At 61.7% G+C, this 21298-nt stretch carries 26 protein-coding genes and 1 tRNA gene; 20 read left to right on the plus strand and 7 right to left on the minus strand.

Annotation, left to right across the window (positions count from 1 at the left end):
* Positions 1-28 precede the first annotated feature (28 nt).
* The 7 genes from tldD to IWY39_RS12705 all read right to left on the minus strand — a co-directional run bounded on the left by tldD (position 29) and on the right by IWY39_RS12705 (position 6916).
* The gene (gene tldD / locus IWY39_RS12675; protein WP_107123398.1) at positions 29-1471 is read right to left on the minus strand and encodes a metalloprotease TldD; all 1443 of its coding nucleotides are present in this window, start codon (positions 1469-1471) and stop codon (positions 29-31) included.
* A 43-nt stretch (positions 1472-1514) separates the two neighbouring features.
* Positions 1515-1742: a zinc-finger domain-containing protein gene (locus tag IWY39_RS12680; protein WP_017183784.1), complete on the minus strand. Its 228-nt coding sequence runs from the start codon at positions 1740-1742 to the stop codon at positions 1515-1517.
* A gap of 50 nt (positions 1743-1792) precedes the next feature.
* Entirely contained in the window at positions 1793-1960 is a 168-nt protein-coding gene (locus IWY39_RS12685) for a hypothetical protein (protein WP_019054509.1), read from the minus strand.
* Positions 1961-2059: 99 nt separating this feature from the next.
* Positions 2060-2135, minus strand: a tRNA-Val gene (locus IWY39_RS12690).
* Between the two features lie 787 nt (positions 2136-2922).
* Positions 2923-3732 carry a DNA adenine methylase gene (locus tag IWY39_RS12695; protein WP_196871553.1) on the minus strand — a complete coding sequence of 270 codons (810 nt, stop codon included), beginning with the start codon at positions 3730-3732 and terminating at the stop codon, positions 2923-2925.
* A 146-nt stretch (positions 3733-3878) separates the two neighbouring features.
* Entirely contained in the window at positions 3879-4967 is a 1089-nt protein-coding gene (locus tag IWY39_RS12700; protein ID WP_231377523.1) for a phage portal protein, read from the minus strand.
* A 14-nt stretch (positions 4968-4981) separates the two neighbouring features.
* Positions 4982-6916 (minus strand): terminase large subunit domain-containing protein, encoded by a 1935-nt coding sequence (locus IWY39_RS12705; RefSeq protein ID WP_196871554.1) that lies wholly within the window; start codon positions 6914-6916, stop codon positions 4982-4984.
* A gap of 154 nt (positions 6917-7070) precedes the next feature.
* On the opposite strand from IWY39_RS12705, the gene IWY39_RS12710 reads away from it, so the two are divergent.
* The 20 genes from IWY39_RS12710 to IWY39_RS12805 all read left to right on the plus strand — a co-directional run bounded on the left by IWY39_RS12710 (position 7071) and on the right by IWY39_RS12805 (position 21269).
* Complete coding sequence (locus IWY39_RS12710; protein ID WP_196871555.1) at positions 7071-7910, plus strand: GPO family capsid scaffolding protein; 840 nt, start codon at positions 7071-7073, stop codon at positions 7908-7910.
* A 50-nt stretch (positions 7911-7960) separates the two neighbouring features.
* Positions 7961-9076, plus strand: a complete 1116-nt coding sequence (locus IWY39_RS12715) for a phage major capsid protein, P2 family (protein ID WP_196871556.1) — start codon at positions 7961-7963, stop codon at positions 9074-9076.
* A 149-nt stretch (positions 9077-9225) separates the two neighbouring features.
* The gene (gpM, locus tag IWY39_RS12720; protein ID WP_196871557.1) at positions 9226-10002 is read left to right on the plus strand and encodes a phage terminase small subunit; all 777 of its coding nucleotides are present in this window, start codon (positions 9226-9228) and stop codon (positions 10000-10002) included.
* Positions 10003-10106: 104 nt separating this feature from the next.
* Positions 10107-10598: a head completion/stabilization protein gene (locus IWY39_RS12725; protein ID WP_196871558.1), complete on the plus strand. Its 492-nt coding sequence runs from the start codon at positions 10107-10109 to the stop codon at positions 10596-10598.
* Complete coding sequence (locus tag IWY39_RS12730) at positions 10595-10807, plus strand: tail protein X (RefSeq protein ID WP_443019985.1); 213 nt, start codon at positions 10595-10597, stop codon at positions 10805-10807. Before IWY39_RS12725 ends, IWY39_RS12730 begins: the two co-directional genes overlap by 4 nt.
* 1 nt (position 10808) lies before the next feature.
* Positions 10809-11285: a phage tail protein gene (locus tag IWY39_RS12735; RefSeq protein ID WP_196871559.1), complete on the plus strand. Its 477-nt coding sequence runs from the start codon at positions 10809-10811 to the stop codon at positions 11283-11285.
* Positions 11285-11752, plus strand: coding sequence for a phage virion morphogenesis protein (locus IWY39_RS12740; protein WP_196871560.1), 468 nt, complete (start codon positions 11285-11287; stop codon positions 11750-11752). The genes IWY39_RS12735 and IWY39_RS12740 overlap by 1 nt, the downstream gene beginning before the upstream one ends.
* Positions 11753-11827: 75 nt before the next feature.
* A complete protein-coding gene (locus IWY39_RS12745) occupies positions 11828-12718 on the plus strand; it encodes a baseplate assembly protein (RefSeq protein WP_196871561.1) in 891 nt (296 codons plus the stop codon).
* A complete protein-coding gene (locus tag IWY39_RS12750) occupies positions 12718-13365 on the plus strand; it encodes a phage tail protein I (protein WP_269207990.1) in 648 nt (215 codons plus the stop codon). Before IWY39_RS12745 ends, IWY39_RS12750 begins: the two co-directional genes overlap by 1 nt.
* Positions 13365-14420, plus strand: a complete 1056-nt coding sequence (locus tag IWY39_RS12755) for a gp53-like domain-containing protein (protein WP_196871562.1) — start codon at positions 13365-13367, stop codon at positions 14418-14420. The genes IWY39_RS12750 and IWY39_RS12755 overlap by 1 nt, the downstream gene beginning before the upstream one ends.
* A gap of 1 nt (position 14421) precedes the next feature.
* Positions 14422-14865: a hypothetical protein gene (locus IWY39_RS12760; RefSeq protein WP_196871563.1), complete on the plus strand. Its 444-nt coding sequence runs from the start codon at positions 14422-14424 to the stop codon at positions 14863-14865.
* Positions 14862-17111, plus strand: a complete 2250-nt coding sequence (locus IWY39_RS12765) for a hypothetical protein (protein ID WP_196871564.1) — start codon at positions 14862-14864, stop codon at positions 17109-17111. The genes IWY39_RS12760 and IWY39_RS12765 overlap by 4 nt, the downstream gene beginning before the upstream one ends.
* Positions 17112-17194: 83 nt before the next feature.
* The gene (locus tag IWY39_RS12770; protein ID WP_196871565.1) at positions 17195-18781 is read left to right on the plus strand and encodes a ubiquitin-activating E1 FCCH domain-containing protein; all 1587 of its coding nucleotides are present in this window, start codon (positions 17195-17197) and stop codon (positions 18779-18781) included.
* Positions 18778-18933 (plus strand): hypothetical protein, encoded by a 156-nt coding sequence (locus tag IWY39_RS12775; RefSeq protein ID WP_196871260.1) that lies wholly within the window; start codon positions 18778-18780, stop codon positions 18931-18933. The genes IWY39_RS12770 and IWY39_RS12775 overlap by 4 nt, the downstream gene beginning before the upstream one ends.
* Positions 18934-19026: 93 nt before the next feature.
* Positions 19027-19374, plus strand: coding sequence for a hypothetical protein (locus IWY39_RS12780; protein ID WP_196871261.1), 348 nt, complete (start codon positions 19027-19029; stop codon positions 19372-19374).
* Positions 19371-19547 carry a hypothetical protein gene (locus tag IWY39_RS12785; protein WP_196871262.1) on the plus strand — a complete coding sequence of 59 codons (177 nt, stop codon included), beginning with the start codon at positions 19371-19373 and terminating at the stop codon, positions 19545-19547. The genes IWY39_RS12780 and IWY39_RS12785 overlap by 4 nt, the downstream gene beginning before the upstream one ends.
* Positions 19547-20092: a glycoside hydrolase family 108 protein gene (locus tag IWY39_RS12790; RefSeq protein ID WP_196871263.1), complete on the plus strand. Its 546-nt coding sequence runs from the start codon at positions 19547-19549 to the stop codon at positions 20090-20092. The genes IWY39_RS12785 and IWY39_RS12790 overlap by 1 nt, the downstream gene beginning before the upstream one ends.
* 91 nt (positions 20093-20183) lie before the next feature.
* On the plus strand, positions 20184-20324 hold the full coding sequence (locus tag IWY39_RS12795; RefSeq protein WP_196871566.1) for a hypothetical protein: 141 nt from the start codon (positions 20184-20186) through the stop codon (positions 20322-20324).
* Complete coding sequence (locus tag IWY39_RS12800) at positions 20321-20896, plus strand: phage baseplate assembly protein V (RefSeq protein WP_196871567.1); 576 nt, start codon at positions 20321-20323, stop codon at positions 20894-20896. The genes IWY39_RS12795 and IWY39_RS12800 overlap by 4 nt, the downstream gene beginning before the upstream one ends.
* 19 nt (positions 20897-20915) lie before the next feature.
* Positions 20916-21269, plus strand: coding sequence for a thermonuclease family protein (locus IWY39_RS12805; RefSeq protein WP_196871568.1), 354 nt, complete (start codon positions 20916-20918; stop codon positions 21267-21269).
* Positions 21270-21298 lie beyond the last annotated feature (29 nt).

The raw sequence follows: 21298 nt of genomic DNA on the forward strand, positions 1-21298 counted from the left end.
CGGTTCCGCCTTCCGTAGCGGCAAAGCGTCAGGTCGCCGTGCCGCCGACCGTCAGCCCCTCCAACAGCAAGGTTGGCTGGCCAACCCCGGCAGGCACGCTTTGTCCGCCCTTGCCGCACATGCCGATGCCTTCGTCCAGCGCCCAGTCGTTGCCGATGCCGACCACCTTGGTCAGCGCGGTCGGACCATCGCCGATCAGCGTTGCGCCCTTGATCGGATCACCCAGCTTGCCATTCTCGACCCGGTACGCCTCGGTGCAGGAAAAAACGAACTTGCCCGACACGATGTCGACCTGACCGCCGCCAAAGCTTTTGGCGAAGATGCCGGACTTCATGCGCGACAACAATTCTTCCGGGTCGTCATTGCCGCCCTTGATGAAGGTGTTGGTCATGCGCGGCATAGGGCCATGGGTATAGCTTTCGCGACGACCGTTGCCGGTGGGCTCAACCCCCATCAGCCGGGCGTTGAGCCGGTCCTGCATGTAACCGCGCAATATGCCATCCTCGATCAGGATATTCTCGCGCGTCGGAGTGCCTTCGTCATCGATGGATAGCGAACCGCGGCGGCTGGCAATCGCGCCGTCATCGACGACGGTGACGCCAGGCGCGGCGACGCGCTGGCCAATGCGACCGGAAAAGGCGCTGGTCCCTTTACGGTTGAAGTCGCCTTCCAGCCCGTGGCCGATCGCTTCATGCACCAGGACACCCGGCCAGCCGGGACCAAGCAGCACGGTCATCTCGCCAGCAGGCGCAGCGACGGAGCGGAGATTGACCTGCGCCTGCGCCAGAGCTTCGTCGATGGCGCGATTCCAGACGGCAGGTTCCATCACCTGATCATAGAGATAGCGCCCGCCAATGCCGAAGCTGCCGGTTTCGCGGCGACCATCCTCTTCCAGGATCAGCGAGACGTTAAGCCGCACCAGCGGGCGGATGTCGGTGGCGGTAAAGCCGTCAGCGCGGACGATCTCGATCACCGACCAGCTCCCGGCCAGACTGACCGACACCTGCGCGACGCGCGGGTCGCGCGCGCGGGCAGCCGCGTCGATCGCGGCGCATAGCGTCACCTTCTCGGCAAAGGGGACGATCTCCAGCGGATTGGCGTCGGTATAGAGATGGCGGTTGGTGCGCTGGGGCGGCGGCGCGGGGGGAGCGGTTGCGGGATCGAGCAGGGTCAGCGTCTGGGCCGCCTTGCGGATAGCGGCTTCGCTGATGTCATTGGCATGGGCAAAGCCCGTCATTTCGCCCGATACGCCGCGCAGGCCGAACCCGGCATCTGTCGAATAATCGGCGGTTTTCAGCCGCCCATCGTCGAAGCCGAAACTCTCGCTCGCGCGATATTGCAGGTAAAGTTCGCCATCGTCGCAGCTTTTGAGCGCATCGGCGGTCAGGCAGCGTGCGCCATCGGGATCAAGCAGGCCGGGGCGATAGAGAAGGCCACGGGCGTCGGTAAATTGGGCGGTCGGATCGGTCATGCCCCCGATATAGGGGCGACAGTAGCCAGGCCCAAAGGAAAAGTTAGAGGCTGGCGCCCGAAGCGATATCGGGCTTGCTGCCGATGTCGCCAGTGTCGGCGATGCTGCCGATTAGTACGAAGCGCCGATCGCAATAACCGCAATCGACATAGCCATGTTCGTCGATTTCGAGAAACACGCGCGGATGGCCGAGCGCTGCGGGAATGTCGCCTGAACCGTCGCAGGAGACGCGGGATTTGGAGACTCGGATGATTTCAGGCGGCTGGATCATGATCGCGGACCTAGCAGCGGCGGCGCTGCGCTGCAATATGTGGTGAGCGCTTACATCAGCGGCAGGCGGGGTCTTTTGCAGGGCTGACCCTTGCTATCCTGCACGGCCTTGGCAGCGGGCCTCCAGTCGGCGCAATCGCTCGCCACCATCACCGCAAAGGGGGACAGCATCAGCAGGGCAGGCGCGATGGTGCCGCCAATAAGGGCTGCGAAAGGCATGGCGCGATGGTGCCGCAGTGATACTTGCTACAGGATGAACGATACGCAGGCGGTTTGATTGATGGTGCCCTCGCTTGCGCGAAACCAGTAGGGCAAAACTGGTGGGCGATGACGGGCTCGAACCGCCGACATTCTCGGTGTAAACGAGACGCTCTACCAACTGAGCTAATCGCCCCCGTAGGGAATTCCGGCGCTTTTAGGCGAATTTTCGCATCCGTCAACAGCGCGTTCGCGGAACAGAGCGGGACTGAACGGAACAGAAGGGAACCTAGAGTCCCGACATAGTCCCGACCAAAGCTTGTCCCGGCCATAGCGAGCGCGAGGCGCAGGGATCTGCAAGCTCTCGCACCAAGTCCGAACCATTAGGCTCAGAACTGAAGCCAGCGGAAAAATGCGCGGCAATGCGTCAGGCTGACACAAGTGCCGGGTATGCGTCGCAAACACCTAACATTCCTAACATGGGCCTCATTTCAGATACTTAGCACATAATAAAAACATAACATTTATATAATGAGATTATGTCTATCTCTTGTAATATCCACCGTCAAAATTATGACGCAAATGCAAAGGGATAAGGATTGCTGGCCGAGAATATTAGGTCATATTATGTCGCAGACCTAATCCCATAAATGGCGGTTTTCTGCGGGTTCTAGCGTTGTTTTCCGGCCACATTAGGAATGTTAGGTCGCTGCGATGGGCAGACCCGGCCATCAAGGCGCGGGCAGAGCGCTTGTGATGCAAGGAAATCGATGATGAAGCCGAAAGCGAGGCGTGGGGGTGAGCGCGGCGCGCGGGGGCTGGGCGCAGGCATCGGGTAGCCTGACAGCCGCCCAGCGTGGCGCAGGGGCGTGATCAGTCGATGTGGGTGGGTGGGGAGCGCGTCAACGCCCCGAGGCGGCCTGTGGCGGCCACACAGGGCGGCAATCGGGCAGGAGCAACCTCGCTCCCGCCCGCGCCGCCTGTCAGTTTGTAATGATGACCTCGCGGGCAGCCGTGGCCCCGCGCGCGCCGACCGTATAGCTCAGCTCTTCGGTGCGGAAATCAAACCCGGCGAAAATCCGCCGCACCTCGACATGGTCATTGAGCGACAGGATGAACCGCCCACGAATCGAGCGCAGCTGCTCCGCCATGGTCTCGAACTGCCCGCGATCGAACAGCGCGCGGCCATAGTCGCCCTCTGACCCGTAATAGGGCGGATCGAGATAGAAGAGCGTGCCTGGCCGATCGTAGCGGGCAATGAAGTCCGCCCATGGCAGTCGTTCGATGATCACCCCGGCCATGCGCTCATGCACCGCTTCGATCATCGCGCCCAGCTGCGTCACATCGAAGCGCCCTGGCCGTTCGGTCGCGACGCCAAAGTGACGCCCCGCTACCTTCCCGCCGAAGGCAAGCCGCTGGATGTAGAGAAACCGCGCCGATCTTTGCATGTCGGTCAACGATGCAGGCTCCAGCGCCAGCAGCTTTTCGAAGTTGGCCCGGCTCGTGATCTGGAACCGCATCATGTCCAGAAACGCCACATAGTGATGCTGTATGACCCGGAAAAAGGTCGCAACATCCTCCGACCAGTCGTTGATCACCTCGTTTTTCGGTCGTCGATCGCGTCGCAGGAACACGCCGCCCATGCCGACAAAAGCTTCGGCATAAGTCTGATGATCGATATCGTTGATCAGGCGGATGAGCCGGGCGGCAAGCTGGCGCTTGCCTCCGATATAGGGGGCCAGTGGCTTCGCCGGTTGCACCGGATCGAGGCCAGTTTGAAGAGTCGACTCCATGTCTTTGTTTCCATACGAGTCCCCGCGCCGAGTCGGCAGGCGGGGTGGTCCCGTGGCGGGACCGAACGGGATCATGACGAGCTGGTCTCGTCGGGCTTGGGGCGTTACAGCGCCCCGGCCCCCCGCCTTTTCGGGCGGGGGTATCTCTAGCGCGTGCCTGCAGGCAGCTTCTGAAAGCTGTCCCCGACCTGACGGATGATGGCCCCGTCGGCGCACACATAATCGGCAAAGGCCAGTATCTTCACCCCGAACCATGCGTTCATGCGCAGCATCCGGCGGGCGATTGGCACGATCTCCATTTCGTAATAGGCGTCCCGCGTTTCGCTGATCTTGCCGAAGCCGCCATTATTCTGCGGAATCACGCCGATCATCTGCGGCGGTGTCCGGTGACCTGCCAGCAAGTCGTCGCGGCTGATATTCTTCACATTGTTGAATTCATCCTTCGCCGTCACATCGGCGATCGGCATAATCTGGATGCCGTCCTTCTTGCCCGTTGGGATATGCACGAAGATATTTTTGAAATTGCCGACGCCCTTGGCCTGGCGCAGCTTCTCTTTCATCGCATCGGCGGTCGCCACGTCGGCCAGTGGCTCGCTCAGATAAAGCAGAAATCCGGCATGAGCGCCGTTCAGATAATAGCGGCGGCGGAAAATCGTCGCATTTTCGCTCAACAGGCCCGATTGTAGAGCCGCCAGCCATTCCGGCATCCCATATATTTCCTGCGCCACATCGGGCTGCTGCAGGTGGAAAATCCGCCCAGCCTCATATTCATGCATCCCGCCCACCGGCCCGTTGACGAACCAGAATACGCCTGGCTTCACCCCAACCCGCGTATGCACAGCCGGGCTGTGCGCCGCCTGCGCCACGCGCCCCGCCATGTTCGGCACCCATTCCAGATACCCATTGCCCATCTGCACAAAATCCAGCGCGAATCGCTCGAACGTGTCGCTGTCCAGCCACCGGCTCGACACCTGTTGCGAGACCAGCAGATTGACCTTCAGCGCCACGGCGCTGCGATGATAGGGCGACATGTTGAACGTCTGGGCCAGCCTGCCCATCGGCAATGGCGGCTCATACCAGCGGCCATTGTGCCAGACCTCGAAATACTGGGCCAGTTCGCGGCGATCTAGGACGCCTTCGGCATCGCCGAAACTGAACATGTCCCCGCCGCCGGTCAGGCGCACATCGTCGGCCTTGACCTGCTCGATCACGTCGGTGGATGGAACGTCATTCATGCAAAAGGCTCCTGTCAGTCGCAAAAGGTCACGGAGCCGCCGCTGCCTTCGCTGGCGCTCCCCGCGTCAAGTGGTTCGTTGGAAAGGGCGTGCAGCAACGCCCAGGCAAGGTCGGCATGGCCGATTTCGCCGTTGCGCCTGGCGGTATAGGTGACGCCGCGTTGGCTGCCGGTCAGCGTCGGGCGGATCGCCATCAACGCCTGCATCAGGTCCGTCCAACCCGCGTCGAATTCGATCCGCTGGGCGCGGAAAATGCTTTGCGCCTTGATGACCAGCGCCGTCTTGCTCGCCACCGAATATTCGATCTTGCGGACCGTCGGGAACCAGTTTTTGACCAGTTGATAGACGCCGTTGCCACTTCCAGACGTGTCGATCGCAATGTCGGTAACATTATAACGCTCCGCCACCGCTTTGATGAAATCGGCCTGCTGCTGGAAATCCATCCCGTTAAGCCGGTATTTCTCCAGGACGCGGAACTTGCCCCGGCCCAGATCATCGGGCGGTGCGAGCACGACCAGCGCCGCATCGTCGCGGCCCTGATTATTGGGATCATAGCCAAGCCAGACGCGCTTCTCCCCAAAGGGACGCGCGCCGGGAATGTCGACCAGCGCGGGCTTGAAGTCGCGCCATTTGAGGAAGCTATCGACGCGCGCCGGGGCGATGCGGGCATAGGGAAAGCTGCTCTCGCTATCGTCCACATCCTCGCAGTCGAAGAGGTTGCGGAACTCCTCCTCCGAATATTCGCGGCGCAGCTCGCCCACATCGACCAGCTTGCCCAGCCCACCGGCCACCGCATCATGGATGGTCAATATCTGCTGCCACGATCCATCGGGCATCCGCGCGCCCTTGCGCAGATTCTTCAGGCTGATGTCGAACGGCTGCTGCTGGCCCTTTGGACGGCCCCTGTTCCATTCCTCGCCCGACCAGAAAGCATAGCTTTCATGGGCTTTGGTCGATGGCGTGGAAAAATAGGTTTTCTTGTAAATCTTGTGCGTCGCCATCGCGCTGGCGACTTTGCTCAGCTGCGCGAAACCATGGACCCACGCATATTCGTCAAAGTAGAAATCACCGCTCTCGCCCTGTGCGGTCGCGCTATTGGTGGACAGAAAGTAAAAACCGACCGGATCGAGCGACGGGCCGCTGGCCTCGCCCTCGTCATCGGCCGGATACTGCCCGACGAAATCGAGCATGATGATCTTGCCGGTCAGCTCCACCCCGGTAACGCGCCGCACCCACCCGACAATCTCGCGTCGGAATTTGAGCGCCTGGCGCTCCGAGGCCGACAGGAATATCTGGTTGCGCGGGCGTTCATCCTCTTCCAGCGCATCCGCGCCAATGCCCTGCAGCACGGCCTCGGCCACCTTGGCCAGCGCCTCGCGCGCGAAATACCATGTCGCGCCGACCTGACGGCTCTTGCGTAGCTTGCGGGTGCGCTCGTGCCGGTGTTCCCACCAATGCTCCTGATAGTCGAAATTTCTGGAGTGAAAGTCGTCCAGCAGCGCCTGCCACTGCTCCAGCGTCAGGAAATTCTTGCGCTTGTCGGCCCGCTTGGCCTTGGCCTTATCGTCGTTCCGCGCGCCGATCTTTTCGTTCAGGTCTCCCTCTTTGCCGCTCTCGCTATATTTGCGGACGCGCGCCGCCCGCTCCAGCTGGCGCATCAGGAAGTCGACCCGCTTCATGTCGCCTTCGTTGAAATCGGGCTTGTCCAGATATGTGGCGATCTTCGCCTCAATCCGGTCTTCAATGATTACGACCGGCGGATCGAAATCCCATCCATCGCGGTTCTTCCAGCTGGAGATCGTCCCTTCGGCCAGATCCAGATCGGCGGCGATGTCCTTGATCCGCCACCCGCGCCAATAGAGCGAACGGGCCTCCCGCCGCTGGGCGCGACCTACCTGTCGGCTGATGGCCTGGTAACTGTCGGGATCGGATAGGGCGGCGCTGGGCATAGCCTGCCATGCACCCGCTTGCGTGGCCTCTGTCGAACGGGTGCCGGGGTAGCAGACGATGCTACCGCGCCCGCGCGTTGCCTATGGTGTGCCGGATCGGCTTTCCGTGGATCAGACGAAATCGCAACGACCCGCCTGAACCGGAGCCGACCTGATGAAAACCAAGCCCTTCCTGCTCGCCACTGCCGGTCCCACCGTCGACGGGCGCAATATCGATGATAAGATACTGAAGGAAATTGCGTCCAGCTACGACCCCAAAACCTATGGCGCGCGCCTGAACATCGAGCATATCCGGGGCATTTCCGGCGACAAGCCGTTCCGCAGCTATGGCGATGTGCTGGAGGTTTCGACCGCCGAGGTGGACGTTAATTTCAACGGCAAGACCGAAAAGCGCCTGGGCCTGTTCGGCGTGTTCGACGTGACCGAAGATGCCAAGGCGCTCAACGACGCGGGCCAGAAGGTCTATCCGTCCATCGAAATCGAGGAAAATTTCGCAGGCAAGGGCTTCGCCTACCTCATGGGCTGCGCCCTGACCGACAGTCCGGCGGCGATCGCCACGGGGCGCCTGCAATTTAACCGGCAAATGCCCGGCACCATTCACCTGTCGCGCGACGAAGCGGCTCTGATCGAGCTGGCCGAAGCGGGAACGGGTGACGATGGAAGCAAATTCTTCGACAGGCTGGGCGGCATGTTTGACGCCTTCGCCGCCAAGTTCGGGGCACAGAAGCCGGAGGAAAAGCCGGGCGGCAAGGCCGACGACGACAAGCCTGCGATCTTCGATTTCACGATGCTCAAGCCGATGTTCGAAGAATTGTCCAAGGGCGTTACCGCCGAGATCGGCGCGCTCCGTACCGAATTGCGCACCGAAGTCGACGGCCTGGCGCTCCAGTTCAAGAAGCTGGGCGACGAACAGGAAAAGAAGCCGGCGCGAGAATATCGCCAGCGGCCCCTGTCCAATGGCCAGAGCGGTCAATTCGCCAAGACCGACTGCTGACCCCTCAATCCCCGCGATCCGCCCCGGCCACACCTTCAGGATGAACACCCATGCATAATACAACTCGTGCCCTCTTCTCGGCCTATTGTTCGCAGATCGCGCTCATCAATTCGGTCCCCAGCGCGACCACTCAATTCAATGTCGATCCCGTGATCGAGCAGAAGCTCGAAAGCGTGATGAAGGAATCGTCCGAATTCCTGAACGCGATCAACGTTGTGCCTGTGACCCAGCAGAAGGGCGAGGTTTTGGGCCTTACCACCACTCGGACCATCGCAGGTCGGACGGACACCAGCGGCGGCGCTCGCCGCAATCCGACCGATCCGACCGGAAATAGCCGGAAGCGCACCTACATGTGTGAACAGACCGAGTATGACTGGTCACGTAGCTATGCGGCGATGGATGCCTGGCGTCATAAGCCTGATTTCGAAATCCTGCTGCGCAACGCGATATTGCAGCAGCAGGGGCGGGACCGGATCATGATCGGTTGGTACGGCGAAGAGGCAGCTGACGAAACCGATCGCGACGCAAATCCGCTCTTGCAGGATGTGAATGAAGGCTGGCTCCATAAAATTCGCACCCATGCGCCCGCCCAAGTGTTCAGCGACGGTAATTTGACCGTCAAGACGGATGGCACAAACAACCCGGCGCTGAAGGCGATCTACGTCCAGGCCGGGTTTGACCTGTACGATGCCAGCCTGAACAACGCGACCACTGCGGAAGCCGACTATAGTTCGCTCGACGCGCTGGTGCTGGATGCCAAGCGGCTGATCCCCGAATGGTGGCGTGGTGACACCGAGTTGGTGGCGATCGTTGGGCATGACCTGGTCGATGACAAATATTTCAACATTGCCCAGACCACCGGTACCACGGCTACCGAAGTGGAAGCGACCGATCGCATCCTGCGTTCGACCAAGCAGATCGGCGGGCTTCCGGCGGTGCGTGTACCGTTCTTCCCGGCCAACGCCATCCTGATCACCCGGCTCGATAACCTGTCCATCTATTGGCAGGAAGAAACGCGCCGTCGCCAGCTGAAGGATGAACCGGAATATAACCGCATCGCCAACTACGAAAGCGTCAATGAGGATTTCGTGGTCGAGGAATATGGCATGTGTTCGCTCGTTGAAAACATCGTGCTCGGCGCGTCGCCAGCCCGACCCGCCCCGTAATAACCGGAGGGGCTTTGATGGCGGATACTGGCGTTCGGGCCGGTGCCGCCGGAGCCTGAGCCAATGGCCGGGGAGGGGGCGGATAGCCCATAACCGACCCGGTCGATCGCCCACCGAACAGGGCGGTCACATTTTATCGGAGACTTGCCATGTTCAGCCCCGCCCTGCGCCACCGCCAGAAAGTGCTTGCCCAGCTGGCCGGTGACATCCCCGACGAAAGCGTCGCTCCGCCTGAGCCAGCTACCGACAGCGAGGCGGGCCGTGAATATGCGTCCCTGCGGGTGCTGCTGCATGACAATCTGCGCAAGCTGGCCGACGTCCAGTCGATCGAGGCGCGCAACCCGATGAAGGCGGAGATGGCGCAGGCCTTCAGGCCGTGGATCGATGGCGTGCTGGCCGCCGGGGAAGCGGGGCAGGCGGCGCAGGATGAAATCCTGGTCACCAACATGATCTGGGCGATCGACTATCGCGATTTCGACTATGCGCTGCGCCTTGGCGCGCATGTCCTGAAATACAATCTGGTCCTGCCTGAACGCTACAACCGCACTGCCGCCTGCTTTCTGGCTGAAGACATTGCGACCGTCGCCCTGGCCCAACATGAAGACGTGACGCTGGAACAGCTGATGCGCGCCAGCACCCTTTCGAAGGACGCCGATATGCCTGATCAGGCGCGGGCGAAGCTGCACAAGGCCATCGGCCGCGCCTATGAGCGGAGGGCGGAAACCTTCGATCCCGCCGCTGACAATGCCCCGGCGGGCGGCAAAGCCGCTTTCACCAGCGAAGCCATGACCCATTTGGCCCGCGCCTTCGAACTCGACCGCAACGTGGGCGTGAAAAAGGACATGGAGCGCGTCGCCCGGAAGCTCAAGGCGATGGAAGATGCAACCTCCGACGATGACACTGGCGACGACGGCGATCAGGAATAGGAACGCCCCCCGGCGCTGGGGGGGCGGATGACGCGGCGGCGACCCTGTACGGTTTCGCCGACCACGCCATCCTCACCCCCCCAAAATGACAGGACTTGCCCCGCATGACCGGCCTGATTTCCTCACCTGCCCCGGCACCCGAAGCGCCCGAAACCATCGTCGTTGCGGACGGTTGGTTCCCGCCGATCGCGCTGGCCGACGTCCGCGACCGGCTACGCCTGGGCGAAGGCGTCGTCACCACTTCGCGTCTGACCGAAGCGATCGAGGGCGGGATGCTCCATGCCTTTCGCGAGCTGGTTGACTGGCGCACCGTTCAGGTACTTGCGGGCCATGAAGCGCTTGACGCGGTCACCGATTTGGAAATCAACGGGCGCAACCTTGCGGAGGTGCTTTGGGAACGCATCGTCCGTTATTTTGCCGGCGCGGATCTGGCCGCAGACTATCGTGACGTGACCGCCACCGATCAGGGCCTCGATCGTTCCGCCGAAAAAGACCTGACCAGCGACGAACTGCGCCGCCGCGCGCTGGCCGCCGTCGCCGACCTGCTCAGCATCGGCGGCGATCCCGTCGCCCGCAACATGGTGGAATTGATTTGACCACGGCAACCGCCATGGACGGTGAAACGGTCGATGCCATCTGCTGGCGGGTTCTGGGTCGAACGCAGGACGTGACCGAACAGGTGCTGGCGCTCAATCCGGGGCTGGCCGCGCTGGGGCCGATGCTGCCCGCAGGGACCATCGTCAATTTGCCCGCGCTGCCCGATCTCGCACCCACCACCCTTGAAACCGTCAATCTGTGGGATTGACATGCTCAAACTGACAACCTTGCGCGCTGCAATCACCGCTGCCCTGCCGGAATTGGCCCGCAGCCCGGAAAATCTGCGGATCTGGATCGAGCGCGGGGCAGGGCGCTGTCAGGGGACGGCGACCGACGCGTTCGGCTTCACCTTTCAGGCCAATGTCCTGATCGTGGAAATGACCAGCGACATTGCCGTTCTGTCCCACGCCATTTTTCGCTGGCTGCGCGTCAACCAGCCTGACCTGCTGGTGCCGGGCAAGGAAGGTTTCAGCTTCGACGCCGACATATTGGACAATGGCAGCGCCGACGTCATGCTTCAGATCCAGCTGACCCAGAATGTCACGGTCGCGCCGCAGGATGGCGGCAGCTTCGCGCTGGCCTATCTGCCCGAACCTGATCCGCTGTTCGGCGACGATCTGGGCTTTGCCGGTGTCGATCCCGTGCCGCTGCTGGATGCCGTCGATTGGGATGAGCAGCCCGGCTGATGGCGGAGGATCTGGCCGAACTGGAACGATGGCTTGGCCGTATCATGGCGGGCCTTGCGCCCGCGCGCCGTCGCTCCGCCACACTGAAGCTGGGGCAGGCGCTGCGCCGTGCCAACATCCAGCGCATCGGTGCCAATGTCGAGCCGGAGGGCGGCGCTATGGAAAAGCGCAAGCCGGGCAGGGTCCGTCAAAAGGCAGGCGGGCGCATGTTCCGTCGCCTTCGTCTGGCGAAGGCCTGGAAGATAGACGCCAGCGCCGATGGCTTGGAAATCATGCCTTCGTCTTCATCCATCGACCGTGTCGCCGCAGTCCATCATTTCGGAGAAACCGATACGGTGGGTCGCCTGCGCGATGGCCGCGTGATCCGCACCAAATATCCCCAGCGCCGCCTGCTCGGCTTTGCCGATGAAGACCGTGCTCTGGTGGCCGAAATCGCCGCATCGATGCTCGATCCCGACGCCGATTGAAGCTACCGGCGGTAGCAAGGCCTGCTACCCGGCCAACCCCTTCGCGCGCGCGTTCCGGCGGGCAACAAGCGGCCCATGGCTTCATCTCCCTCCATCGTCACGGCTGTAGACCTGTCGCGCCTGCCTGCCCCGGCGGTAGTCGAACAATTGTCCTACGACGCGATCCGCACCCTGATGATCGCGAAATTTCAGGAATTGATGCCCGAACATGATGCGATCGTGGAAAGCGATCCGGTCATCAAGGCGCTGGAAGTCGGCGCCTACCAGGTGCTGCTGCTGCGCCAGAATTTCAACGAGCGGGCCGTGTCGATGCTGTTGGCGAAGGCGGCAGGGACCGACCTCGATCATCTCGCCGCCTTTTACGGTGTCGCCCGACTGGAAGTCTCACCTGCCAACCCGACCACCGGTGCTGCGGCGGTCATGGAAGATGACGATCGACTGCGCCGCCGCGTCCAGCTCGCGCCCGATGGCTTTTCAGTCGCCGGTCCCGTTACCGCCTATATCTTTCACGCCCTGACTGCTGACGCGACCGTTCTGGATGCCAGCGCCACCTCGCCCGTGCCGCGGGAAGTGCTGGTCAGCCTGCTCGGCAGCACAGGGGACGGCACGGCCACACCGCAGCAGATCGCCGCGGTTGAAGCTGTGTTGACCCATGACGAAGTGCGTCCGCTCACCGATCTGGTCGCTGTCCAGAGCGCGACGATCATCCCTTTTGATATCGTTGCAACCTTGTTCCTCAATACCGGGCCAGATCCGGCGATCATCCTTGCCGCCGCGCAGGCCGCCTTGGCTGCCTATCTCGCCTCGCGTCGAAAAATAGGTCGCCTGATCAGCGCGACGGGCATTGCCGGTGCCTTGCAGGTCGAAGGCGTCGAAACCGTGCAGCTCGTCAGTCCGGCGGCGGATATCATCATCGGTGATACGCAGGCCGGTCACGCGGCCACCATCAGCATCGGGGTTGCCTGATGCCCGTCGAACAGCTCCTTCCCCCCAATGCGACAAAGTTGGAACGGGCCATGGTCGGCGCGTTTGACGCGGCGCTGGCCGACGTGCCGGTGGCGATCGACCGGCTCTGGAATCCTGCCACTTGTCCTGTGGAATTATTGCCCTGGCTGGCTTGGGGCCTGTCGATTGACCTGTGGGACGCGGATTGGACCGAGCCGGTCAAGCGCGCCGCCATTGCCGACGCTATCCGCTTCCAACAGATGAAGGGGACCAAGGCGTCGCTGCGGACTGTCCTCGATCGCTTTGACCCGCTGATCGGCATTGTCGAATGGTTTGAGGATCGTGATAATCTCGACCCGGCGACCTTCCGGCTCGAACTGCCGCTCGCAGCGGACAGCGACGTACAGCTGGACGAAGCCATGGTCGCCCGCATCCTTCGTGACATTGCTGCTGTCAAACCTGCCAGCGCCCACATGTTTGCGGTTCACCGCCTGCGCGCGCAAGCGGAAGCCTGGCTTATTTCGGCCGCATCGCTGGCGGGCTTCGAGCGGTTCGACATGGCGGCGGACATCAGCAGTGCGCTCAGTCCGAACTGGCTCAATTATCTGCAGACCGAAGATGGCGAACCGATCGAGGCCGAAAACGGTCCATTTCTGGAGGTTGTGTGATGGCGATCGAGCTTTTGATCACCACCGCTGGTCTCGACGCGTTGGTGGATGCCCAGGCTGGCGAAACCGATGCTATCAGGGTGATAGAGGTTGGCCTGACCGCCAATGCCTTCACCATGGCCCCGACAATCACGGTACTGCCTGGCGAACTCAAGCGGATCGATGCCGTGTCGGGACAGGCGGTCAGCGAAACCATCATCCACATGACGGCGCTGGACAGCTCGAACGATGTCTATGATCTGCGCGGCATCGGTCTTTATCTGGACGACGGCACGCTGTTTGCCGTCTACGCCCAGCCTGATCCGATCTTCCGCAAGGTGTCGATCGCCAGCTTCCTGCTGGCGCTCGATGTCGCCTTCGCCAACGGCGGGGCGGCCGACATCATCTTTGGCGAATCCGCATTTCTGTTTCCCCCGGCAACCGAAACGGTGAAGGGCGTCGCGGAAATCGCAACCGGTACCGAAGTGGCAGCCGGAACCGATGACAGCCGCGTTGTCACACCGCTCAAACTCAAACAGCGGCTCGATACGCTGTTGGGTCCGCTCGGGATCAGTCTGGATGCGATCAATGCCGCTCTTCTCGCTTTTGGCGCTCGCACCATCGTCGGGGAAGGCCTGGCGACTGGCGGGGGCGATCTGTCAGGCGACCGAGTCATTACAGTTGCCGGAGCGTCTACGTCGGAGGCAGCTGCCGGTTCATCGGTGGACAAAGCGGTCACACCTGCCAGCCTGATTGGCGCACTCAGTCAGTTGGGGGGGTGGAATGCGACCATTCCGCTCTTCAAAATCCCCGGCACACCGATCATCGTTCAGCTGGGCTATTATCGTGCGATCCATACGGCTGAAGTCGTAGTGCCGATCACCTTTGCGGACGCATTTCCCAATTCATGCCTCTTTGTCGCACCGATCCCCTATATTTCTGCCGCTGACAATCTGCGCGACATGTTCGTGCAGATGCGTGATCGCAGCTCAACCGGGTTTCAGGCCTACATTCAGGCACCAGACGCGGTCGATAACCGGATCGACGGCTTCGACTGGCTGGCGATCGGGGTTTGACATGAAGCTGTTCTTTTCCCCTTCGACGTCCGGCTTTTATTCGACGGACCTGCACGACAGCATGCCGGCGGATGCTGTGCAGATTACTGCAGCGCGTCGTCGCTCCTTGCTGGAAGGACAGGCGCAGGGACGCGAAATCATTGTCGGGGCTGACGGCCATCCAATGCTGCAGCGGCCTTCCAGTTCGACCTTGACCCACAAGCGGCTGCTTCGCTCCCAAGAGGTAAAGCGCGCAGCCGCACTAAGGATCGACGCGATTTCGCCGCTGTGGCGCCAGTGCAACGATCTGCGTGCGCCATCTGCCGCTGGGGATGGCCGTTTCGCTGCGATCGACGCCATCCGCGCAGCTTCCGACGCCATCGAAAAGCAGATCGAACGCATGACCGGCGCCGAACTGGAGGCGCTGGACATTGGCGGTCACCCCGCGTGGAAAGAAGCAGAATGAGCAAGATTTCCGACTTGCCGGCAGCCGTGCCCACCGGCGGTGAACGGGTGGTCATGGTCCAGAACAACAAGACCGTTGGCGCGCCGCTGGGGAGCATCGTCAACGCGCTGGCGCAGCCGCTGGTCGAAGCGGCCGAGGACAGTGCGCACCGCGCCGAACTGGCTGCGCTCGCTGTCCAGCTCTCGGCTCCCCTGTTTGACACATTGGCCGAAGGTGAGGCGGCGACTGCCAATGGTGACATTTTCAGTGTCCGGGGCGGTGGCGAGGAGTTTGCAACCCTGCATCGCCGCACTGTGTCGGGATCGGAGGAACTGGGCAGCTATCCGTCATCTCTGGCGGTGGCCCATCGCGTCCGTCTTTCAGATTTGCAGTCGAACGCAGCCGACAAGGGCGCGGCGCTGGTGGGTTTTGACTTCAATGCCGAATATCCCGACGGCTCGTTAGGAGCAGCGATCAAACTCTATCGCGGAACCTTCGATTACGGCATCTGGACGCCCGACGGCGAAGTCGTCGATCTGGGAGAATGGGCCTCGCTCAAAGCGCCTTGGACGCTGGGTTTCCCTGCGCGCTCTATCTTCGTTGCTGTGGTCGCCATCGTCTTTGCCGAGACGGTCGATGGCCAGACGGTGAGCGCTGAGGGGTTGAGTTATGTGCGAAAGAGCGGGGCAACGGCGATCCCCGATTTGCCGGGCTGGGTGCCAGCAGGCCCTGTTCATGCAGGGCACTTCGGCTTCGTTGGCATCGGGACCCGCGCGGATACGCTCAAGCTGACGACCAGCGCCTTCGCCTATCTTCATTCGCTCGGCGGCGGCACCCTGCATTTCACCGCCGGTTTGTTCCTGATCGGCAACACCAATAGCGACACGACGCGCAGCGGTGGCAACTGGGACAACCAGGCCGGGCTGTGGGTGAAGCATGATAATATCCGCCTGAAAGGTGCAGGCGAGAATGTTACGATCCTGCAGCTGGCCGATGGCCAGGACGCCCACGTTCTCAAATTCGGTCAGCGTGTCGGCGCGTCGATCGCAGTCAAAGGCTGCGGTTTCAGCGACCTGACGATTGACGGCAATCGCGACAATCAGACGCCAGCCAATCAGGCTACATATTTTAATAATTCCGGCGTGGATATCTCAACCGGCTGCACGGACTTCCTGGGCGAACGGGCGACCATCAAGGAATGCCAATGGTACGGCATCGGCGTCCAGCGCGATGACTTCCATAATATCATCCTGCGCCAAATCACCTTTTACCGCACCGGCTCGGATGCAGTCGATGCAAAGGGCGACAGCAGCAGAAACACCCGCAATGTGCTGGAAAGCCCGCGCGCCAGAGAGTGGGGGCTTGCCGAACCAGGCACGCAATCGGCGGCGTATGACATGCGCTCCGGGTGGCTCGTCATCGATCCGTTTTTGGAGATCGATGCAGACGACCCGATCACCTATCCGCGCGACGGCATCCGCATCCAGGACTCCGCCAGCGACCCAGACCCGACCCCCAAGCAAGCGACGGCGATCGTCAATGGCAAGGCTTATGGCGGGAGATCGCAGACGACGACGATTAGCGGCAGCGCGGGCGTGCGCGCAAAGACACGGTGGGCGCGCATCCAGGGCGGCGAATATGTTGGCTGGAACCACGGTTTTGACCTCGCCAATCCAGATTGCTTCGTCACGGACGCGATCGTGCGCAGTTGCCACAAGGGCGCATATCTGTGGCAGGACAGCTACTCCGATGTGGGGGCGGAGGCTGATCAGTCCCGTCTGCGCTTTGTCGCGCGCAACAACGTCTTCGGCGTCCACCTCGACAGTGTGGATAATGCCACGATCGACTGTGTGATCGTAGGCAATGGCACCAATCTTTGGATCGGCGAGGGCTGCACCAAAATTCGTGTGCGTGGCGAGATATTTGGCGGCACTACTGCCAATCTCGTCAATGAAGGTACCGGAACCTCGTTGCTCAACGTCGCCGGTATCAGCACAAGTTCCAAACGCGTCGTAGCTATCCCCGTCGACAGCATCGGCCTCAAAACCGGATCGGTCGAGCACCATCTCGGGGTGGAGCCGAAAGCCGACGATGTACTCGTCTCCCCTCTACGGGGCACAGATGTTTCCGACTATGCCTACGCTTTCTTCCGCGTCGCATCGGTGGATGCGACGCACATTGATTATGAGGTCATGATTTCAACTGCTTCCGCGACCGCAGATGCGAATATGAACCTGCTGCTCGTCACCCGCGCATTGGAGTTTTAAGAATGGCGGAACTTCGCGTTTCACGTGGATACTCGGCAGTACTATCCGGCCAGCTGTTCAAGCCTGGCGCATTTATCTTCGATATGGACCTCGAAAGGTTTCGTGGCGGCACGGGCGGCAAGTTCGGCGGCGAAGTGCTTGCGACCTGGAGCGACTTGGCCGTAATCACCCTAACGCCGATGCAATTCGGCGCGACCGGCCTTGGGACCGGCAACGATGGCCCCGCGCTCAATGCGATGTTCGATCGCGTGCGTGAGCTGCTCACCGAAAACCCATTCACCATTATCGTCGTCAATGGCGGTAACCGCCTGTATCGCACGACCGACAGCATCAATGTCACCAACATTTCGGCATGGAACCTGACCGTCGAAAACCTGTACCTCGTCGGCGCTTGCACCGGCAAGGCGGTGATCGACGCGATCGGGACGCGCGGCTACACGTTCAAGAGCGTCGGCATCTGGGGCGAAAAGGCCAACCGTCCCGCCGCTGGCTTTCAGGCGCAGCGCGGCACGCCCGGCGGCTTTTGCGATAATGCCAGCTTCAAGGAGTGCTTCACGGACGGCTATTTCACGCGTGCTGCTGCGCATGATTATGGGCAGGAAACGGTCCAGTGGGATCACTGCACGATCTACAACCGCGACCATACCGCCCGCGTCGCCATCCATGAGGGCTATGACGCCCATGAAATGACGTCGGACTATGCGTCGGTGATGACCGGGGCGACCAGCTTCATCAACAAGCAGTTCCTCAATTGCGACTGGCGCTATCTGCCAGCGGATGAAAATATCGCAGCGATCACCAATGTCGTGAAGGGCGCAACGACCGTGGTGACAGCGCCGGGACACCAGTTCCAGACCGGCGACAAAGTCTGCTTCCAATATGTCGGCGGCATGACCAACATGATGGGATCGAGGCCCACGGTCATTGCGCGCACGAGCACGACACTGACCGTCGATCTCGATACGACAAGCTATCCGGTCTATACGGGCGGCGGCGTCGTCATCCGGCAGGCAGAACAACCGCCAATCTATATCGCGCGCACAGAAGGCTTTTCGACAGAAAGCTGCTACGTCGTGTCCTATGGTCAGCCGCCGGTCGAGGTAGGATTCCCTGATCCCGGCTTCCCGCGCTGCGAGCAATTGCAGCTGCTCAACATATTGTTCGAGGGAGCAGGGCAGGAATGCGCGGTCAAATTCAGCAATGAAAATTCCGTCACAATTCAGGGCTTTTCTCTGACGACCTATAATGGGCATCAGTATGGCTCCCTGCTGGGCGGTGGCGCTGATGGCGAAGTGGTGACGTTGTACGCCCCGCGCATCGAGAGCGTCGATCCGATCTTCAATGTCCCGTTGGTTCCTGATCCCAAAAATCGTTTCGCGGCATTCGGGGCCAGCATGCTCTATTACAGCCTCGGCCTGGTCGCGCCGCAGGATTGGGCCGATTTTAATGGCCAGATAACATCCATCGTAACGGGCAAGAACACACTCTACGTCTCCGACGCGCTTTATCTGAATGATCATAAGACCAAGCTGGTCGGCACGTTTGGCACTGGCGCAGCTGTGCCAACCTTGGGCGCGAACAAACCCGGCACCACCAGCGATCCGGCATTGTGGATGGATGTCGAAATTGAAGGCGTGACTTACTGTTACCCGGTTTGGAGCAAGACATGATGACAGTGTTTGAACAGCTCGTTCGCAAGGCCGAAACGGGGAAACTCGACGAAGCGCAGCTGGAGGCTGATCTTCCCAAGGTGCAGGCGGAAGTGCGCGCCAATGCGGTCAGGACAGTCGAAGCCCCTGTCGAAACCGACACGCCGGACTGAACGGCGGTAACAGCGCTTTTTACCGCCAGACACCCTTCGCGCGCGGGAACCCATGCGCCATGCCAGCGGTCAGCCGACGAAAGCGAGACCGCCATGAAGTTTGAAGACATTATCCTCTGGCTGGTTTCCTTGATCGGCGGGCTGGCGATGGTCGGGGCGCGGCTTGGCTGGATGTTGTTCGGCGTCGCCCCTGAACCGCCCGACGATCCGGTGGCGTTCGGCATGTGGCAGCGCAAGCGGCGCTGGCTGATTTTTTCCGAACTATCGGCGCTTCCCGCCTTTGCGATGTTGGCTGTCATGGTCGGGCGGCTCAAGGGCTGGCCCGACCTTGCCGTGATCCTGTTCGCCATGGCGTTGGGCGGGTTGGGCTTCGCTTTTCTCCTCGACGCACTGCAATTCCTTTTCCGCAAGCGCCTGGGGATCGGGGGAGATGTCCGGTGAGCGACCTGTCTGCCATCCTGATTATGCTGGCATCGGCCATGTGCGCTGCGCTTGCCTATGCCCGCGCCCGCCATTTCCATTCCCGTGTCTTGCGGATCGATCCGCTTTGCGCGTGGAAACGCCGCAATCCCTTTCGCCATCATTGCCGCCAGCGCGGCTCTAAGGACCGGTAATGACTATCGAAACCCTGATTGATGAAGTGATCGGCCGCGAAGGCGGTTATAGCAACCATCCCGCTGATCGCGGAGGCGAAACCAACTTTGGCATCACCAAGGCGGTCGCCCGTGAAAATGGTTATGCCGGTGACATGCGCGCCTTGCCGCGCGCCACGGCGGTCAGCATCTATCGGCGGCTTTATTGGGAACAGCCCGGCTATGGCCTGGTCGCGCAGGTTGCGCCGACGATCGCCTTTGAATTGTTCGACACTGCCGTCAACATGGGCGTCGCAACTGCCAGCGGCTTTCTTCAGCGCGCCCTGAATGCCCTTAACCGTAACGCCCGCGATTACCCCGAACTGAAAGTCGACCGGGCGATCGGGCCTCGCACGATCGAAGCGCTCAAGGCGTTCCGGGCGTTGCGCGGGCCAGCAGGTGACAAGGTGTTACTCAAGGCGCTGGAGGCGATGCAGGGCGAACGGTACATCGCGCTGGCCGAAAGCCGCCCGGCCAATGAAGCCTTCCTCTATGGCTGGCTGGCCAATCGGGTCGGTCTGCAATGATGCCATTCTTCGCCGGGGTCGGTGCCGTCCTGCTGGTCGAAGGCGGGCTGCTGGCGATCCTGGTCTATTCCGTCTGGAAAAGGACACTGAAATGGTGACCCGTCTTCTCCCGCTGCTGCTGCTCCTTAGTGGCTGCACCACTGCCCGCTCCTACGCTACCTGCGACAATGCCAGAATGGCGGCGGAACTGGCGCAAAGGGCGGTCGCGCGGATCTGCCCGATCGCGCCGTGACGCGGGCGGCAGAGGATATTCCGGCCGACCTGTCGGAACTGATCCGCCTTGGCACGATCGCCTCGGTCGATCTGGCCGCCGCCACCTGCACCGTGCGCTATGGCGATCCGGATGATGACGATGGCGGGGCCGAAACACCGCCTATCCGCTGGCTGGCCCAGCGCGCAGGCAAGACGCGCATCTGGTCACCGCCCAGCATTGGCGAACAGGCGCTGCTTCTCGTTCCGGACGGACAGCTGGCCGCTGCCGTCGCCCTTGTCGGCATCTGGCAGGACAGCTTTCCGCCGCCCGGTGCCACGTTGGCGGAAATGGTTGAATATGAGGATGGCGCGCAAATCGGCTACGACCCGGAAAATCACGCGCTCACCGCCATTCTGCCCGACGGCGCGACCGCGCTGGTCGAAGCCCCCGGCGGCCTGACCATTCGCGCCGACGTGACGATCGAGGGCAACGTGACCCTGACCGGGCGGATGGACGCCAGTGATGATGTGACCGCCGATGGTATCAGCCTGAAAACCCACAAGCATGGCAATGTCCAAAGCGGCGGCGGTCAGACTGGCGATCCGGTCTAGCCCGCGCTAGGGCGGCCCCATGCCCATATTCTCCCTGCTTGCCGTCGCCGCCCTGTGTGTTGGCTCCGTCCATGACGGCGACACCATCCGCACCTGCGCGGGCGAACGCATCCGCATCGCCAATATCGACGCCCCCGAAATGCGCGGTAGCCCCAAATGCCAGGATAGACGGCGGCGCGGGCGGGCGGGATGGTGCGATTTCCCGCTGGCCATCCGCAGCCGAGACGCGCTCGCGGCTTTCCTGCAAACTGGCCCGGCGCAGATCGAGCGTAGCGGCGTCGATCGCTATGGCCGCACCCTTGCCACGATCAGCGTGGGCGGCAGGGACGCGGGCGACCATCTGATCGCCAAGGGCTTCGCCCGCCGCTGGTAGCAACCCGGTAGCAACGCCTCTTACCTCCG

Origin of the sequence: Sphingobium sp. JAI105, assembly GCF_015752145.1 — a bacterium.
In the GTDB taxonomy this organism is placed as follows: domain Bacteria; phylum Pseudomonadota; class Alphaproteobacteria; order Sphingomonadales; family Sphingomonadaceae; genus Sphingobium; species Sphingobium xenophagum.

Coding starts and splice junctions, on each gene's coding strand:
- IWY39_RS12760 (WP_196871563.1), top strand. CDS start 14,422: ATGAAGCTGTTCTTTTCCCCTTCGACGTCCGGCTTTTATTCGACGGAC.
- IWY39_RS12710 (WP_196871555.1), top strand. CDS start 7,071: ATGAAAACCAAGCCCTTCCTGCTCGCCACTGCCGGTCCCACCGTCGAC.
- tldD (WP_107123398.1), bottom strand. CDS start 1,471: ATGACCGATCCGACCGCCCAATTTACCGACGCCCGTGGCCTTCTCTAT.
- IWY39_RS12790 (WP_196871263.1), top strand. CDS start 19,547: ATGACTATCGAAACCCTGATTGATGAAGTGATCGGCCGCGAAGGCGGT.
- IWY39_RS12775 (WP_196871260.1), top strand. CDS start 18,778: ATGATGACAGTGTTTGAACAGCTCGTTCGCAAGGCCGAAACGGGGAAA.
- IWY39_RS12685 (WP_019054509.1), bottom strand. CDS start 1,960: ATGCCTTTCGCAGCCCTTATTGGCGGCACCATCGCGCCTGCCCTGCTG.
- IWY39_RS12735 (WP_196871559.1), top strand. CDS start 10,809: ATGCTCAAACTGACAACCTTGCGCGCTGCAATCACCGCTGCCCTGCCG.
- IWY39_RS12770 (WP_196871565.1), top strand. CDS start 17,195: ATGGACCTCGAAAGGTTTCGTGGCGGCACGGGCGGCAAGTTCGGCGGC.
- IWY39_RS12740 (WP_196871560.1), top strand. CDS start 11,285: ATGGCGGAGGATCTGGCCGAACTGGAACGATGGCTTGGCCGTATCATG.
- IWY39_RS12765 (WP_196871564.1), top strand. CDS start 14,862: ATGAGCAAGATTTCCGACTTGCCGGCAGCCGTGCCCACCGGCGGTGAA.
- IWY39_RS12695 (WP_196871553.1), bottom strand. CDS start 3,732: ATGGAGTCGACTCTTCAAACTGGCCTCGATCCGGTGCAACCGGCGAAG.
- IWY39_RS12755 (WP_196871562.1), top strand. CDS start 13,365: ATGGCGATCGAGCTTTTGATCACCACCGCTGGTCTCGACGCGTTGGTG.
- IWY39_RS12795 (WP_196871566.1), top strand. CDS start 20,184: ATGGTGACCCGTCTTCTCCCGCTGCTGCTGCTCCTTAGTGGCTGCACC.
- IWY39_RS12715 (WP_196871556.1), top strand. CDS start 7,961: ATGCATAATACAACTCGTGCCCTCTTCTCGGCCTATTGTTCGCAGATC.
- IWY39_RS12745 (WP_196871561.1), top strand. CDS start 11,828: ATGGCTTCATCTCCCTCCATCGTCACGGCTGTAGACCTGTCGCGCCTG.
- IWY39_RS12805 (WP_196871568.1), top strand. CDS start 20,916: ATGCCCATATTCTCCCTGCTTGCCGTCGCCGCCCTGTGTGTTGGCTCC.
- IWY39_RS12680 (WP_017183784.1), bottom strand. CDS start 1,742: ATGATCCAGCCGCCTGAAATCATCCGAGTCTCCAAATCCCGCGTCTCC.
- IWY39_RS12780 (WP_196871261.1), top strand. CDS start 19,027: ATGAAGTTTGAAGACATTATCCTCTGGCTGGTTTCCTTGATCGGCGGG.
- IWY39_RS12705 (WP_196871554.1), bottom strand. CDS start 6,916: ATGCCCAGCGCCGCCCTATCCGATCCCGACAGTTACCAGGCCATCAGC.
- IWY39_RS12750 (WP_269207990.1), top strand. CDS start 12,718: ATGCCCGTCGAACAGCTCCTTCCCCCCAATGCGACAAAGTTGGAACGG.
- gpM (WP_196871557.1), top strand. CDS start 9,226: ATGTTCAGCCCCGCCCTGCGCCACCGCCAGAAAGTGCTTGCCCAGCTG.
- IWY39_RS12700 (WP_231377523.1), bottom strand. CDS start 4,967: ATGAATGACGTTCCATCCACCGACGTGATCGAGCAGGTCAAGGCCGAC.
- IWY39_RS12725 (WP_196871558.1), top strand. CDS start 10,107: ATGACCGGCCTGATTTCCTCACCTGCCCCGGCACCCGAAGCGCCCGAA.